This window comes from uncultured Oscillibacter sp., assembly GCF_910579365.1.
In the GTDB taxonomy this organism is placed as follows: Bacteria; Bacillota; Clostridia; order Oscillospirales; family Oscillospiraceae; genus Oscillibacter.
Genome location: NZ_CAJTUX010000002.1, coordinates 106,278 through 121,070 on the forward strand (window position 1 = coordinate 106,278; position 14,793 = coordinate 121,070).

Annotated in this window: 14 protein-coding genes; 11 read left to right on the forward strand and 3 right to left on the reverse strand. The window is 61.9% G+C overall.

Annotated features, from left to right (window positions below; translation table 11 throughout):
- Positions 1 to 33: 33 nt before the first annotated feature.
- Entirely contained in the window at positions 34 to 1,194 is a 1,161-nt protein-coding gene (locus QZ329_RS01425) for a DEAD/DEAH box helicase (RefSeq protein WP_295747537.1), read from the reverse strand.
- Positions 1,195 to 1,686: 492 nt separating this feature from the next.
- Here QZ329_RS01425 and QZ329_RS01430 point away from each other — a divergent pair, with 492 nt between their 5' ends.
- On the forward strand, positions 1,687 to 1,893 hold the full coding sequence (locus QZ329_RS01430) for a helix-turn-helix transcriptional regulator (RefSeq protein ID WP_204791453.1): 207 nt from the start codon (positions 1,687 to 1,689) through the stop codon (positions 1,891 to 1,893).
- Between the two features lie 138 nt (positions 1,894 to 2,031).
- Here the strand turns inward: QZ329_RS01430 and QZ329_RS01435 are convergent, their stop codons facing one another.
- A complete protein-coding gene (locus QZ329_RS01435; protein ID WP_295747539.1) occupies positions 2,032 to 3,690 on the reverse strand; it encodes a ribonuclease J in 1,659 nt (552 codons plus the stop codon).
- Positions 3,691 to 4,185: 495 nt separating this feature from the next.
- Here QZ329_RS01435 and radC point away from each other — a divergent pair, with 495 nt between their 5' ends.
- The 5 genes from radC (at position 4,186) to ybaK (ending at position 8,833) form a co-directional block, all read left to right on the forward strand.
- Entirely contained in the window at positions 4,186 to 4,860 is a 675-nt protein-coding gene (radC, locus tag QZ329_RS01440; RefSeq protein WP_295747541.1) for a DNA repair protein RadC, read from the forward strand.
- Between the two features lie 127 nt (positions 4,861 to 4,987).
- Entirely contained in the window at positions 4,988 to 6,961 is a 1,974-nt protein-coding gene (uvrB, locus tag QZ329_RS01445; protein WP_295747542.1) for an excinuclease ABC subunit UvrB, read from the forward strand.
- A 45-nt stretch (positions 6,962 to 7,006) separates the two neighbouring features.
- Positions 7,007 to 7,387 carry an MmcQ/YjbR family DNA-binding protein gene (locus tag QZ329_RS01450; RefSeq protein ID WP_295747544.1) on the forward strand — a complete coding sequence of 127 codons (381 nt, stop codon included), beginning with the start codon at positions 7,007 to 7,009 and terminating at the stop codon, positions 7,385 to 7,387.
- 67 nt (positions 7,388 to 7,454) lie between these two features.
- Positions 7,455 to 8,327 (forward strand): EamA family transporter, encoded by an 873-nt coding sequence (locus tag QZ329_RS01455; protein ID WP_295747546.1) that lies wholly within the window; start codon positions 7,455 to 7,457, stop codon positions 8,325 to 8,327.
- Positions 8,328 to 8,332: 5 nt separating this feature from the next.
- Positions 8,333 to 8,833, forward strand: coding sequence for a Cys-tRNA(Pro) deacylase (gene ybaK / locus QZ329_RS01460; protein ID WP_295747548.1), 501 nt, complete (start codon positions 8,333 to 8,335; stop codon positions 8,831 to 8,833).
- Here ybaK and QZ329_RS01465 read toward each other — a convergent pair.
- The gene (locus tag QZ329_RS01465; protein WP_295747550.1) at positions 8,789 to 9,046 is read right to left on the reverse strand and encodes a hypothetical protein; all 258 of its coding nucleotides are present in this window, start codon (positions 9,044 to 9,046) and stop codon (positions 8,789 to 8,791) included. The genes ybaK and QZ329_RS01465 overlap by 45 nt on opposite strands.
- Before the next feature lie 70 nt (positions 9,047 to 9,116).
- On the opposite strand from QZ329_RS01465, the gene QZ329_RS01470 reads away from it, so the two are divergent.
- The 5 genes from QZ329_RS01470 to recO all read left to right on the forward strand — a co-directional run bounded on the left by QZ329_RS01470 (position 9,117) and on the right by recO (position 14,765).
- Complete coding sequence (locus tag QZ329_RS01470) at positions 9,117 to 9,356, forward strand: helix-turn-helix transcriptional regulator (protein WP_295747552.1); 240 nt, start codon at positions 9,117 to 9,119, stop codon at positions 9,354 to 9,356.
- Positions 9,357 to 9,688: 332 nt separating this feature from the next.
- Positions 9,689 to 12,517, forward strand: coding sequence for an excinuclease ABC subunit UvrA (gene uvrA, locus QZ329_RS01475; RefSeq protein ID WP_295747554.1), 2,829 nt, complete (start codon positions 9,689 to 9,691; stop codon positions 12,515 to 12,517).
- A gap of 112 nt (positions 12,518 to 12,629) precedes the next feature.
- Positions 12,630 to 12,854, forward strand: a complete 225-nt coding sequence (locus tag QZ329_RS01480; protein ID WP_295747557.1) for a helix-turn-helix transcriptional regulator — start codon at positions 12,630 to 12,632, stop codon at positions 12,852 to 12,854.
- Between the two features lie 47 nt (positions 12,855 to 12,901).
- Positions 12,902 to 13,798 (forward strand): GTPase Era, encoded by an 897-nt coding sequence (era, locus tag QZ329_RS01485; protein WP_295747559.1) that lies wholly within the window; start codon positions 12,902 to 12,904, stop codon positions 13,796 to 13,798.
- A gap of 223 nt (positions 13,799 to 14,021) precedes the next feature.
- A complete protein-coding gene (gene recO / locus QZ329_RS01490) occupies positions 14,022 to 14,765 on the forward strand; it encodes a DNA repair protein RecO (protein WP_295747561.1) in 744 nt (247 codons plus the stop codon).
- Positions 14,766 to 14,793: the final 28 nt, after the last annotated feature.

Sequence of the window (14,793 nt, forward strand, 5' to 3'; positions counted from 1 at the left end):
GAACGCCGGAGCCAAAAGCCCCGGCGCTCTTTTTCACGATTCAACGGCCTCCAGCTTCCCGTCCTCCCCAAACTTCACGGGGACGATCTGGTTCCGGGTCTTTTGGGCGATGTCGTCCATCCGCATTTTGGAGGGATAGTCCGCGATGAGGCTCACCGCCACGCCCTGGCGCTTCGCCCGGCCCGTGCGGCCAATGCGGTGGACGTAATCCTGATTTTCGTCGGGCACGTCGCAGTTGAAGACGATGTCCACGTCGTCCACGTCGATGCCCCGGGCCGCCACATCGGTGGAGACGAAGACCCGGAGCTTTCCCTCCCGGAAGAGATTCATCACCTGCTCCCGCCGCCGCTGGGGAATGTCGCCGTGGATGCACTCCGCGTCAATGCCCCGCATCTGCAAAAACTTGCAGATGCGCTCCGTGGCGCCCTTGGTGTTGCAGAAGGCCATGCAGCGGTCAAAACCCGTCTCCTCCAGGATTTTGGCGATGACGTCCGCCTTTTCGTTCTGGGCGACGTCCATGCGGAACTGCTTGATGTCCGGCTTGTTCTGCTCGTCCTCCCGGACGGTGACCTCCGCCGCGTCCCGCTGGTAGACCCAGGCGATGTCCATCACCTCCCGGGAGATGGTGGCGGAGAAGAGGCCCAGATTCTTCCGCTTGCTCATCTTATCCAGCAGGCGGGTGACGTCGTGAATGAAGCCCATGTCCAGCATGCGGTCCGCCTCGTCCAGCACCACGGTTTGGGCGCTGTCCACCCGGACGGTGCGGCGCTTCATGTGGTCGCTGAGGCGGCCCGGCGTGGCCACCACGATCTGAGGCCGCTTTTTCAGCGCGTCGATCTGTTTTCCGATGGGCTGACCGCCGTAGAGGCAGACGCAGCGGACGCCGGGGCGGAAGGCGGCGATGTCCCGCAGCTCGCCGGTGATTTGAATGGCCAGTTCCCGGGTGGGGGCCAGGATAACAGCCTGGACGCCGTCGTCCTCCGAGTCGGTGTGCTCGATGATGGGGATGCCGTATGCAAAGGTTTTGCCGGTGCCGGTGGGGGCCTTGGCAATGACGTCCTGCCAATTCATCATGGGGGGGATACAGCCGGCCTGGACGGGGGTGGTGATCTCCAGCTCCCGCCGCTGAAGGGCCCGCATAATCTCCGGCGACAGCCCCAGACTGTCAAACCGGACGCCTTCGGTAAATTCCATGTCTCGTTTCCTCTTTTCACGTAATGGGACATATGTTATAGTCAACGCAGTTGAAAAGGAGCATAAGCACCTTTTCAACCGGCGGACCAGGGGGCCGCCGGCGTGCAAGGCGCGCATGCGTTTCCAATGAAGCCGGGCGCAGGAGGCCGCCCATGCGGCCCGAGGCGCTGCATGGCGGCGCTTCGTTGAAAAGAATCCTATGGATTCCTTTCAACTGCGCCGGCTGTCAAATGAAAATCGTATTTCAAAAGCATTATACAGGGAAAAACTCCGCTTGTAAAGCGGTCCGGCTCTACATGCCTTCAAATTTTGAGGAATTTAAAACTTTAACCAATTAAAATCCAAGGAAACCTACAAATTATACAAGGAATCACGAAGAAATCGTAGTAAAATTGTGTATTGTGAACCCAACTTGTCCGGTTTTTTATGCTACAGTAAAGCTGGAAAACGAACAGGGTAAAAGTCAATAGGGGGGTGTCGAACGTGGATGAAATGGAGTATGTACGAATTCTTCGTGATTTGCGCGAAGACGCCGACAAAACACAGTCGCAGATTGCCGAGGTTCTGGGTACGTCTCAGACCATGTATGCGCGCTATGAGCGGGGGGCCAACGAGCTGCCCATCCACCATCTGATTACATTGAGTAAGTATTACGGCGTCAGCACGGATTACCTGCTGGGGCTCAGCAAGGAACGATGAAACGCGGACAGGAAGGTCTCCTGTCCGCGTTTTTTCATGGGGAGGCTTCCTCCCCCTCCCCGGGGGAGCGGACCGCCTTCGCCGCCCCGTTCCCCGGCATGCGAAAGGCCGCCGGCATAGCCGGCGGCCTTGGGATACTCACAGCCTCGTCACAACGGGGATGACCATGGGGCTGCGCTTGGTGGTTTTGAAGAGGTAGCTGCTGACGGCGGACTTTACGGTGCCCCGGAGCTCCCCGTCGTCCCGCCCGCGCTTGCGGGTGACGGACTCCGCCGCGTCCATGGCAATGTTCTGGAGCTCCTTCATCAGGTCTCCGGACTCCTTGACGTAGATAAAGCCCCGGGTGATAATCTCCGGCGGGCTGAGAAGCCCCCCGTCGTGGCTGGAGATAGGCAGGACCACGACGACCATGCCGTCCTCCGCCAGGCGCTTGCGGTCCCGCATGACCACGGCGCCCACATCGCCCACGCCGGAGCCGTCCACAAAGACCTCTCCGGCGGGAACGGCGCTGCCCAGCTTCAGCGTCTTGGCCGTCAGCTCGATCACCGTGCCGTTTTCGGCGATGGCGATGTGATTGCGGTCCATGCCCATTTGCTGGGCCACCTGGCTGTGAATCTGAAGCATCCGCTGCTCGCCGTGAAGGGGGATGAAGAACCGGGGGCGGGTCAGGGCGTGGATGATCTTCAGCTCCTCCTGGCAGGCGTGGCCGGAGACGTGAAGCATGTCCGCCCGGTCATAGATGACCTTTACACCCTTGCGGAAGAGCTCGTTGATGACGCGGCTCACGGTCACCTCGTTGCCGGGGATGGCGGAGGCGGAGATGATGACCTTGTCCCCGGGGCCCACCTCCACCTGCTTGTGGGTGGAGAAGGCCATGCGGTACAGGGCGCTCATCTCCTCGCCCTGGGAGCCGGTGGTGACGATGACCTGCTTGTTCTTGGGCAGGCTCTTGATCTTGTTGATGTCCACCAGGGTGTTTTTGGGCACCTTCATGTAGCCCAGCTCCGTGGACACCCGCATGATGTTCTCCATGGACCGGCCCGTGACGGCCACCTTCCGCCCGTGGGCGGCGGCGGCGTCCAGCACCTGCTGGATGCGGTGGACGTTGGAGGCGAAGGTGGTGACGATGATCCGCTCCTCGCAGCCCTGGAACTGACGCATAAAGGTCTGGCCCACGGCCCGCTCGCTCATGGTGTAGCCCGGGCGCTCCACATTGGTGGAGTCCGCGCACAGGGCCAGCACGCCGCCCTTTCCCAGCTCGCCCAGACGGGCCAGGTCGATGACCTCCCCGTCGATGGGAGTGGAGTCGATCTTGAAGTCGCCGGTGTGGACCACAGTGCCCATGTGGGTGTGGATGGCGAAGGCCACGGAGTCGGCGATGGAATGGTTGACGTGGATGAATTCCACGGTGAACTTCCCCGCCCGGACGGAACGGCCCGCCTCCACGGTGATGAGCTTGGTGCTCTTGACGAGACCGTGCTCCTCCAGTTTCAGCTGGATGAGGCCGGCGGTGAAGCGGGTGCAGTAGATGGGCATGTTCACCTGTTTAAGGACATAGGGAATGGCGCCCACATGGTCCTCGTGGCCGTGGGTGATGAAGAGGCCCCGGATGCGGGCGCGGTTCTTGATGAGGTAGGTCACGTCGGGGATGATGCAGTCGATGCCGTACATATCGTCCCCGGGAAAGGCCATGCCGCAGTCCACGACGATGATCTCCCCGCCGTACTCGTAGGCGGTCATATTCTTGCCGATCTCGTTGAGACCGCCCAGAGGAATGATTTTCAGTTTTTCTGCCATAGATACTAGAACTCCTTTGCTTATCAAAAAGATGTACCGCGGCTTTCGCAGACGCCCATAGGGGCATAAGAAAACAAAGACGCCCGTGGTCCGCCTGGCCCCGTTACGCCGGCGGAGGTTTGGTCACGTCCGAAAGACCGCTGGGGCCGCTGAAGGCAGACCCCTTTTTTAAATTTATTTGACCGGCGGAGAAGCGCGTCCCGCACCGGAAAAATACCATGAAACGCCCGGAAAAAGCGCCGGGCGAACCCGCTCCAGGTGCCCTGAACCGGGCCGCCGGAACGTCAACTCGGTATAGTATAGCACAGGAATTCCCGTTTGTATACAAAAACTTTTGGAAAATTGCCGCCGCCGCCCCGCCCGCCGGGCCGGGGGAAGATTGACGGGCTTTGAAAAATGTGCTATCATATGGCCGGAATCACAGGGAAAACCGCTCCTCCGCCTCCGTTTCCACCCGGCGGCGGAGGGAAGGGCGGGACGGAAGGGGGAGGGCCCATGGGCATCCACGACGGGCACAGAGAGCATATGCGCCGGCGCTTCCTGGAAAACGGCCTCAGCGGCTTCGCCGATCACGAGGCGCTGGAGCTGCTGCTGTACTACGCCATCCCCCGGCGGGACACCAATCCCATCGCCCACGAGCTGATGGACCGCTTTGGCACGCTGTCCGGAGTCCTCTCCGCCCCGGTGGAGCTTTTGAAGCAGGTGGACGGCGTGGGAGAGAGCGCGGCGGTGCTGCTGCGGCTGGCGCCGCTGCTGGCCCAGAAGGCCCGCCTGGCGGAGGCGGAGCGGGAGATCGCCCTGAACACGGTGGACAGTATCGGCGCGTACCTGTTGGAGCGCTTTTCCCAGGAGCGGAACGAGGCGGTGTACCAGCTCTGTCTGGACCGGAAGGGAAAGCTGCTGGCCTGCAAGCGCCTGGGAGAGGGCAGCGCTTCGGCGGTGAACCTGGACATCCGCAAGCTGGTGGAAAACGCGCTTTTGAGCTCCGCCAGCTCCGTGATCCTGGCCCACAACCACCCCAGCGGCGTGGCCCTGCCCTCGGATGACGACCACACGGCCACCCAGCAGGCCCGGGCCGCCCTGGAGGCCATCGGCGTGCAGCTGGCGGACCACATCATTGTGGCGGACGGGGATTTCGTCTCCTTTTTCGACTCAGGGTATTTTGTCTGACGGCGCGGGCGGGGGCGTCCGGCCGCTCTGTCCTTGAAAATTATATCGAACATATGTTGTAATTCCGGCGGCCTTGTGGTATCATGGGCCCTGGAAGCAGATCCGGTTTGGTCCGTGGGAGGTCCCTATGCCAAAATTTCAAGTCGTATCCGAATACCAGCCCTCCGGCGACCAGCCGGAGGCCATCGCCGCCCTGGCGGAGGGCATCGAAAACGGGCTGAAGGAGCAGATTCTCCTGGGCGTCACCGGCTCGGGAAAGACCTTCACCATGGCCAAGGTCATCGAGGCCGTTCAGCGCCCCACGCTGGTGCTGGCCCACAACAAGACTCTGGCCGCCCAGCTGTGCGCGGAGTTTAAGGAGTTCTTTCCCAACAACGCGGTGGAGTACTTTGTCAGCTACTATGACTACTACCAGCCCGAGGCCTACATTCCCCACACCGACACCTACATCGCCAAGGACGCCTCCACCAACGACGAGATCGACCGTCTCCGCCTCTCCGCCACCTGCGCCCTGCTGGAACGGCGGGACGTCATCGTGGTCTCCTCCGTCTCGTGCATCTACGGCCTGGGGGAGCCGGACGACTTCGCGAAGATGGTGGTCTCCCTCCGCACCGGGGCGGAGTGGGACCGGGACGAGCTGCTACGCCGTCTGGTGGAAATCCGCTATGAGCGGAACGACATCGCCTTCGAGCGGAACATGTTCCGGGTCCGGGGGGACACGGTGGAGCTGTATCCCGCCTATTACAAGGACAGGGCCATCCGGGTGGAGTTCTTCGGGGATGAGATCGACCGCATCAGCGAGTTCAACCCCGTCACCGGCTCTGTGAACCGGGTGCTGAACCACATCGCCATCTATCCCGCCAGCCATTATGTCACCACCAAGGACAAGATGGACCGGGCCATTGGGGAAATCCGGAGGGAGATGGAGGAGCAGGTCAAGGTCTTCACGGAGAATAACCAGCTGGTGGAGGCCCAGCGCATCCGCCAGCGGACGGAGTACGACATGGAGATGATGGCGGAGCTGGGCTACTGCTCCGGCATTGAGAATTACTCCCGCATCATCTCCGAGCGGCCCCGGGGCTCCGCCCCCATGACGCTGCTGGACTTCTTCCCCGACGACTTCGTGCTCTTCGTGGACGAGAGCCACGTCACCCTGCCCCAGGTCCGGGCCATGTACAACGGCGACCACGCCCGGAAGGACTCCCTGGTGAAGTACGGCTTCCGCCTCCCCTGCGCCTACGACAACCGGCCGCTGAAGTTCGAGGAGTTCGAGGGCCGCGTGGGACAGGCCGTCTACGTCTCGGCCACGCCAGGCCCCTACGAGCGGGACCAGGCGGACCAGGTGGTGGAACAGGTCATCCGGCCCACGGGTCTGCTGGACCCCCGGGTGGAGGTCCGGCCCGTCACCGGGCAGATCGACGATTTGATGGACGAGATCAGCGCCCGGGCGGCGAAGGACGAGCGGGTGCTGGTGACCACCCTGACCAAAAAGATGGCGGAGGACCTGACGGAGTACTTCAAGAACGCGGGCATCAAGGTCCGCTATATGCACTCTGACGTGGAGACCATCGAGCGGATGGAGATTATCCGGGATCTGCGGCTGGGGAAGTTCGACGTGCTGATTGGCATCAACCTTCTGCGGGAGGGGTTGGACCTTCCGGAGGTCAGTCTGGTGGCGGTGCTGGACGCGGACAAGGAGGGCTTCCTCCGGTCCGAGACCTCTCTGATTCAGACCATCGGCCGGGCGGCCCGGAACGCGGAGGGCCTGGTCATTCTCTACGCCGACAGCATTACTCCCTCCATGCGGGCCGCCATGGACGAGACGGAGCGCCGCCGGGGCATTCAGGACCGCTTCAACCAGGAGCACGGCATCGTGCCCAAGACCATCATCAAGGGCGTCCGGGAGGTGCTGGAAATCTCCACCGCAGCGGAGGACGAGACCACCCGGGCCCGGCGCCACCGCAAGCTGAACAAGCAGGAACGGGAGGCGGAGATCAAGAAGCTGGAGAAGGAAATGAGAGAGGCCAGCAAGATGCTGGAGTTCGAATACGCCGCAGTGCTCCGGGACCGAATTATCGAGCTGCGGGGAGAGGGGGCGTAAGGCCGGGCTCTGCCCCTGCGCGGCAGACGCGAGAAAGGATTTTTCATGAAATACGAATGGCTGGATGAATACCTCCTCTCCCTTCCGGGGGCGGAGAAGGACTTCAAGCCCGAGTGGGGCTGGTTCCGGTACAGCATAAGAGGCAAGCTCTTCGCCGCCGTCTGCTCCCCCAAGGGGATGAAGGACGAGGCGTACAACGGGCACGATCTGGTGAATTTGAAATGCGACCCCGCCCGGGGGGAGATTCTTCGGGCGGCGCACCCGGAGGTTCTGCCGGGGTTTTACTGCGACAAGCGGCACTGGATCGCCTGCCTCCTGGACGGGGAGCTGCCGGACGAAATTCTCCGGGAGCTCTGCGCCGCGTCCCACGGGCTGATTTTGAAAAAACTGCCCAAGTATGTCCAGAGGGAGATTTTGGGAGAATAAGCGGAGGGGCTCCGCCTCCCCGGGAGGACGCCGCCCCGGCGCAAGTGGATGGAGGAAGGCATTTCCCATGGAGACACAGAAAAAAGCCCCGGCGGCGGCCGCCATTTTGGCGGCGGCGGCCCTGTGGGGCATGATCGGCTTATGGAACCGGCGGCTGATGGCGGCGGGCCTCTCGCCCCTTTCCGTCGTCCTGGTCCGCAATCTGGGGGGCTGCGCCCTGCTGGCGCTGTTCTTCACCCTCCGGGACCGGAGCGTCTTCCGGGTGGAGCGGCGGCACCTCAAGTATTTTTTCGGCACCGGCGTGGTCAGCGTGCTGCTGTTCACCGTCTGCTACTTCTCCTGCCAGAAGCTCTGCTCGTTGGCGGTGGCCTCGATCCTGCTGTACACCGCCCCGTCCTTCGTGGTGCTTCTCTCCGCCCTGCTCTGGAAGGAGCCGGTGACGGGGAAAAAGCTCCTGGCCCTGGCGCTGACGCTGGCGGGCTGCGCCCTGGTCTGCGGCGTGTTCAGCGGCGGACTGTCCGTCACCCTCCCCGGCATGCTCCTGGGGCTGGGGTCCGGGTTTTTCTACGCCCTGTACAGCATCTTCGGCCGGTACGCCCTGGCCCACTATCCGCCCCTGACCGTGACGGTCTGGACGTTCCTCTTTGCGGGTCCGGCGTCTCTGGTCTTGCTCCGCCCGGCGGAGCTGGCGGCGGCCTTCGGGCCGGACCCGGGGGTCTGGCTGACGGCCCTGGCGCTGGTGATCTTCTCCACGGCGGCGCCCTACGTCCTGTATACCTGGGGCCTGGCCCGGACGGAGCCGGGCCGGGCCTCCATCCTGGCCAGTCTGGAGCCGGTGGCGGCGACGCTGACGGGAGTCCTGGTGTTCGGCGAGCCCATGGGCCCCCTGACGGCCCTGGGCATTTTCGGCGTCCTGGCGGGCGTGATGATTTTGAGGTGAGGGCAATGGCAAAGAAGAAGGACGAGAAGACCAACGTCATGCGGATTCTGGAGCAGAAAAAGGTCCCCTACACCCCCCATTTCTACGAGGAGCGCGAGGGCCCGGAGGGCACCCGGGACTACGGCGTTCACGTGGCCCAGGCCCTGGGGCAGGACCCGGAGCGGGCCTTCAAGACCCTGGTGGCGAAGGGAGCTTCCGGGGGATATTACGTGTTTGACATTCCCGCGCCGGAGAATCTGGACCTGAAAAAGGCGGCGAAGGCGGCGGGGGAGAAGTCGGTGGAGCTGCTGGCGGTGAAGGACATCACCGCCGTGACGGGCTACGTCCGGGGCGGGTGCAGCCCCGTGGGAATGAAGAAGCAGTACCCCACCATTTTCCACCGGACAGTTTTGGACTTTGAGACGGTCTATGTCTCCGCCGGAAAAATCGGCGCGCAGGTGGAGGTGGCCCCCCAGGCGCTGTTAGCCCTCATCCAGGCAGAAACGGCGGATATCGTTATTGAATAAGGTAAGCCCTAGATGAAGGCCGGCGGCAAAAGACTGTGCGGCCCAATGTTGGTAATAATCAAAAAGGCCGTCTACAATCCGGTAGCGGATTTTATCATCAATCGGAAAATTTTTCAGCCATTTTTCCAGATTCTTTTCGTCAAATCCGTGCCCTGTTTCTGCCAGGAAGGATTCGCCATAAGTTTCGAAGAGCCTTTGAGTGGTAGGGTTCATGACTACACCTCGCTCAACATTTTATGTTATATATTGTACAACATCAAATGTGGTCTGTCAAGGGGGAATTATGGAAACGTTGCAAATTTTAGGGGCAAGGCTTTGTTCTTTGAGGAAAGAAAGAAGGCTTCGTCAAGTGGATGTAGCAGAACTGCTCGGAGTTACACAAACGCACTATCAGCGAGTAGAAAAGGGGAAAATTAATATCCCCACCTTGACATTATGTACCCTGGCGGATTATTTTGAAGTGAGCACCGATTACCTGTTGGGAAGGACTGAGGAGAGACAGGCGGTTGAGGGAGGAGCCTGACCAAAGAAGCAGGCCCCACAGAATAGCGCCAGGGCAGCGGCAGCGGAAAGAGGAGAAAGTCGATTCGACACCCGCCAAACCCCGGCCCGCACCGAGCCGCGGGCCGGGACATGCGTACCCGAAAGCCAGTCTCCAGGCGCGTCCCCCGTCCCCCGTTTCAAAACGTCTTTTTCTCTTTTGGACCGTGCACGGCCCGTTTTCTCTTTTTCTGCGTATCAGAAAAAGAGAAAATGGGGGGTGCAAAGGAACAGCTATCTTCATAGCTGAATCCCCCCCGCCCGCAAGGGCGAGTACAAACTCCCCCCTTGCCGGGGAACACAAGGAGCCCCCATATGCAAGACAAAATCATCGTAAGAGGCGCCCGCGCCAACAATTTGAAGAACATCGACGTGACCATCCCGAGGGACAAGCTGGTGGTCATGACGGGGCTCTCCGGCTCCGGAAAATCCTCCCTGGCCTTCGACACGATTTACGCCGAGGGCCAGCGGCGCTATGTGGAATCCCTCAGCTCCTATGCCCGGATGTTCCTGGGACAGATGGACAAGCCCGACGTGGACTACATCGAGGGCCTCTCCCCCGCCATCTCCATCGACCAGAAGACCACCTCGAAAAACCCCCGGTCCACCGTGGGCACCGTCACGGAGATTTACGATTACCTCCGCCTCCTCTGGGCCCGGGTGGGCACGCCCCACTGCCCCAAGTGCGGCAAGGTCATCCGCCAGCAGACCATAGACCAGATCATCGACCAGGTCCTCGCCCTGCCGGAGGGCACCCGTATCCAGGTAATGGCCCCGGTCATCCGGGGCAAGAAGGGCGAGCACGCCAAGGTCTTCGAGGACGCCAAGCGCTCCGGCTATGTCCGGATCCGGGCGGACGGGAACCTCTACGAGCTGGACGAGGAGATCAAGCTGGAGAAGAACAAAAAGCACAACATCGAAATCGTCATTGACCGCCTCATCATCCGCCCGGACATCCAGCAGCGCCTGACGGACAGCGTGGAGACCGCCTCCGGCCTCTCCGGCGGGCTGGTGGTGGTGAACCTCCTCCGGGAGGAGAAGGACCTGATGTTCTCCCAGAACTACGCCTGCGAGGACTGCGGCGTCTCCATCGAGGAGCTGACCCCCCGTATGTTCTCCTTCAACAACCCCTTCGGCGCCTGCCCCACCTGCACCGGTCTGGGCAGCCAGCTGAAGGTGGACGTCACACTGGTGGTGCCGGACCCGAAAAAGTCCATCCTGGAGGGGGCCATCCAGGCCAGCGGCTGGGGGAACATCCGCTCCGACGGCATTTCCCGGATGTACTTTGACGCCCTGTCGAAAAAATACCGCTTCTCTCTGGAGGAGCCTTGGGAGACCCTGTCCGCCGAGGCGAAGGATATCATCCTCTACGGCACCAAGGGCGAGAAACTGGAGCTCCACTACGACCAGCCCCGGGGCAAGGGCGTCCTCTACCAGCCCTTCGAGGGCATCTGCAACAACGTGGAGCGCCGGTATCAGGAGACCCAGAGCGACGCCAGCAAGCGGGAGCTGGAGGAGCTGATGGCCGAGTGCCCCTGCCCGTCCTGCAAGGGCCGGAGGCTGAAAAAGGAGTCCCTGGCGGTGACGGTGGGGGAGAAGGACATCGACGCCCTGACCCGCCTGAGCGTGATGGACGAGCTGGAGTGGGTGGATCACCTGGAGCTGACGGAACAGCAGCATTTGATTGCGGGCCGGATTTTGAAGGAGATCAAGGCCCGCCTGGGCTTTCTCCAATCCGTGGGCCTGGGCTATCTGACGCTGAGCCGGGCCGCCGGGACCCTCTCCGGCGGCGAGAGCCAGCGTATTCGCCTGGCCACTCAGATCGGTTCCAGCCTGATGGGGGTCCTCTACATCCTGGACGAGCCCTCCATCGGCCTCCACCAGCGGGACAACGACAAGCTCCTCGCCACCCTGCGGAACCTCCAGAGCCTGGGGAACACCCTGCTGGTGGTGGAGCACGACGAGGACACCATGCGGGAGGCGGACTACCTCATCGACATCGGACCCGGGGCGGGCATCCATGGCGGTCAGGTGGTAGCCGCCGGTACGCCGGAGGAGGTCATGGCCAACCCCGATTCCTTGACCGGCCAGTATCTCTCCGGGAAAAAGCGGGTTCCCGTGCCGGACGTCCGCCGCCCCGGCAGCGGGAAATTCCTTCGGGTCCGGGGGGCGGAGGAGAACAACCTCCGGAAGGTGAACGCGGACTTCCCCCTGGGGACCTTTACCGTGGTCACCGGCGTGTCGGGCAGCGGCAAGTCTTCCCTTGTGAACGAGGTGCTCTTCAAGCGCCTGGGGGCCGAGCTGATGCGCATGAAGGTCCACCCCGGCAAGTGCGCGTCCATCGAGGGACTGGAGTACCTGGACAAGGTGGTCAGCATCGACCAGAGCCCCATCGGCCGGACGCCCCGGTCCAACCCCGCCACGTATACGAACCTCTTTAACGATATCCGGGAGCTCTACGCCTCCACCCAGGAGGCCAAGAGCCGGGGCTACGGCCCGGGCCGGTTCAGCTTCAACGTCCGGGGAGGCCGCTGCGAAGCCTGCTCCGGCGACGGTGTGCTGAAAATCGAGATGCACTTCCTGCCGGACATCTTCGTCCCCTGCGAGGTGTGCAAGGGCAAGCGCTACAACCGGGAGACGCTGGAGGTCCACTACAAGGGGAAGAATATCTCCGAGGTGCTGGAGATGACGGTGGACGAGGCGCTGGAGTTCTTCGCGCCGCTGCCGAAGCTCCGCAACCGCCTCCAGACCCTCCAGGACGTGGGCCTGGGATATGTGAAGCTGGGACAGCCCTCCACGGAGCTCTCCGGCGGCGAGGCCCAGCGGGTGAAGCTGGCGACGGAGCTGAGCAAGCAGGCCACGGGAAAGACGATCTATATTCTGGACGAGCCCACCACCGGCCTCCACACCGACGACGTGCGAAAGCTGCTGGAGGTGCTCCAGCGGCTGGTGGACAGCGGGAACACGGTGGTGGTCATCGAGCACAACCTGGACGTGATTAAAAGCGCGGACTGGATCATCGACCTGGGGCCCGAGGGGGGCGACGGCGGCGGGTCCATTGTGGCCGCCGGCACGCCGGAGACGGTGGCGGCCTGCAAGGAGTCCTATACCGGGCAGTATCTAAAAAAGGTGCTGGTGCGGTAAGTGTGTATTTGAGAAAGTTCCTCCCTCGATATATGGTTTTTAAAGATATATAGACATATCATTTAATAATATTATTATATACTACAAAACGATATATGTCAAGGAGTTTTTAATGGACACACTTCAAATTATGGGTATTCGTCTGAAAGCCCTACGGAAGGAACGCCGCATCTACCAGCGAGAAATGGGAGATATGCTCGGTGTTACACAAGGACATTATCTAAAGATTGAAAAAGGGGAAATCAATATTTCCGCCTTGACATTGTGCACTCTGGCACGGTATTTTGAAGTAAGCGCGGATTATTTGTTGGGGCTGACCGAGGAGCGGAAGCCCTGAAAACGCAGACCCCAATAACGCTCAAAGAAAGTTGAGGATCACCTGCTATGAACATCACGAAAACCGCCATGGTCACCGTCTGCGGACGGCCCAACGTGGGCAAATCCAGCCTGACCAACGCCCTGGTGGGCGAAAAAATCGCCATCGTCTCCAACAAGGCCCAGACCACTCGGAACCGCATCTACGGCGTGGTCAACCGGGAGGACACACAGTTTATCCTCCTGGACACCCCGGGCCTCCACCGGCCCAAGTCCGCCCTGGGGGACTACATGGTGAAGGTCGTCACCGCCAGCCTCAGCGACGTGGACTGCGCGCTGCTGCTGGTGGAGCCCATCGCCCATGTGGGCGGGCCGGAAAAGGCCCTGATCCAGCGCATCCGGGAGGAGAAGCTGCACTGCATCCTCTGCGTCAACAAAATCGACACCGTGGAGCCCGCCCAGCTCCTTCCCGTCATCGCCGCTTACAGCGAGGCTTGGGACGGCTTTGACGCCATCATCCCCATCTCCGCCCGCACCGGCGGCGGGCTGGAGGAGCTGATGGCGGAGCTTCGGAAATACGCCCAGGAGGGCCCGCAGCTTTTCCCGGACGGGCAGACCTCCGACCAGCCGGAGCGGCAGGTGATGGGAGAGCTTCTCCGGGAGAAGCTGCTCCTTTGCCTGGACAAGGAGATTCCCCACGGCACCGCCGTGGAGATCACCAAATTCTCCGAACGGGACTCCGGCATCGTGGACGTGGGGGCGGTGATCTACTGCGAGAAGGCCAGCCACAAGGGCATTATCATCGGCAAGCAGGGGACCATGCTGAAAAAAATCAGCTCCCTGGCCCGGCACGACATGGAGAAGTTCATGGGCACGCAGATTTACCTGGAGACCTGGGTCAAGGTCAAGGAGAACTGGCGGGACAACGTGAACTACGTCCGCAGCCTGGGTTACCGGGAGGATTGACCGAAAGTTTCCACGTATCCTCTTCGACCATTTTCGCAGACTATCCATAAAAGGAGGTCTGCGGCGTGAACAACATGGAACCCATGCCCCTCTGGGAGCTCTTCTGCCTCACCGGCGAGCCCCTGGCCTATATGCTCTATCGGTCGATTGAGGAGAAAACGGACAACAATTTGTCATAAACGGGGAGAAAATAACTCCCCGTACATAGCGAGGAGGGAGGCGCGTGGCGGGAACGCCCTATACGGTGGACCGGGGTCTGGTCCTCCGGGAGACGGAGACCCGGGAGACGGACAAGATTCTGACCCTGCTGACCTGGGAGGAGGGGAAGATCGCCGTCACGGCCCGGGGGGCCCGGCGGAAGAACTGCAAGTTTGCCGCCGCCGCCCAGCCCCTGGCCTATGCCGAGTGGACCCTCTGCCAGCGGAGGGACTGGCACTACGCCAGCGACGCCTCAACCCTGGAGCTGTTCACCGGCCTGCGGGGAGACCTGCCGTCCCTGGCCCTGGGCTGCTACATGGCGGAGCTGACGGAGGCCGCCGCCCCGGAGGCGGTTCCCGTGCCGGAGCTTATGCGGCATCTCCTGAACGGCCTGTATGCCCTTTCTGCTTTACACAAGCCGCCGGCTCTGGTAAAGCCCGCGTTTGAGCTGCGGCTGCTGTGCCTTGCGGGCTACGAGCCCCTGGCGGATGCCTGCGCCGTCTGCGGACGGGCGGAGCCGGAGGAGCCGGTGCTGGACACGGTCCAGGGGGTGCTCCGCTGCCGGAGCTGCGGCGGGGGCCGCTCCCTCTGCCGGGACTCTCTGGCGGCTCTGCGGCATATTGTCTACGGGGACCCCAAGCGGCTCTATGCCTTTCGCCTGGGACCGGAGCCGCTGAACCGCCTCGCCGGGGCGGCGGAGACCTTTGTCTTCGCCCAGCTGGAGCGGGGTTTCCGGACCTTGGACTTCTATAAAAGTGTGTCGAAATAAAATACAGTTTGTATAATTTCGGCGATTT

Bases quoted from the DNA above. Each gene is read 5' to 3' on its own strand.
- uvrB (WP_295747542.1), top strand. From the start codon at position 4,988: ATGCCAAAATTTCAAGTCGTATCCGAATACCAGCCCTCCGGCGACCAG.
- QZ329_RS01425 (WP_295747537.1), bottom strand. From the start codon at position 1,194: ATGGAATTTACCGAAGGCGTCCGGTTTGACAGTCTGGGGCTGTCGCCG.
- uvrA (WP_295747554.1), top strand. From the start codon at position 9,689: ATGCAAGACAAAATCATCGTAAGAGGCGCCCGCGCCAACAATTTGAAG.
- QZ329_RS01435 (WP_295747539.1), bottom strand. From the start codon at position 3,690: ATGGCAGAAAAACTGAAAATCATTCCTCTGGGCGGTCTCAACGAGATC.
- ybaK (WP_295747548.1), top strand. From the start codon at position 8,333: ATGGCAAAGAAGAAGGACGAGAAGACCAACGTCATGCGGATTCTGGAG.
- QZ329_RS01430 (WP_204791453.1), top strand. From the start codon at position 1,687: ATGGAGTATGTACGAATTCTTCGTGATTTGCGCGAAGACGCCGACAAA.
- QZ329_RS01465 (WP_295747550.1), bottom strand. From the start codon at position 9,046: ATGAACCCTACCACTCAAAGGCTCTTCGAAACTTATGGCGAATCCTTC.
- radC (WP_295747541.1), top strand. From the start codon at position 4,186: ATGGGCATCCACGACGGGCACAGAGAGCATATGCGCCGGCGCTTCCTG.
- era (WP_295747559.1), top strand. From the start codon at position 12,902: ATGAACATCACGAAAACCGCCATGGTCACCGTCTGCGGACGGCCCAAC.
- QZ329_RS01455 (WP_295747546.1), top strand. From the start codon at position 7,455: ATGGAGACACAGAAAAAAGCCCCGGCGGCGGCCGCCATTTTGGCGGCG.
- QZ329_RS01480 (WP_295747557.1), top strand. From the start codon at position 12,630: ATGGACACACTTCAAATTATGGGTATTCGTCTGAAAGCCCTACGGAAG.
- QZ329_RS01470 (WP_295747552.1), top strand. From the start codon at position 9,117: ATGGAAACGTTGCAAATTTTAGGGGCAAGGCTTTGTTCTTTGAGGAAA.
- QZ329_RS01450 (WP_295747544.1), top strand. From the start codon at position 7,007: ATGAAATACGAATGGCTGGATGAATACCTCCTCTCCCTTCCGGGGGCG.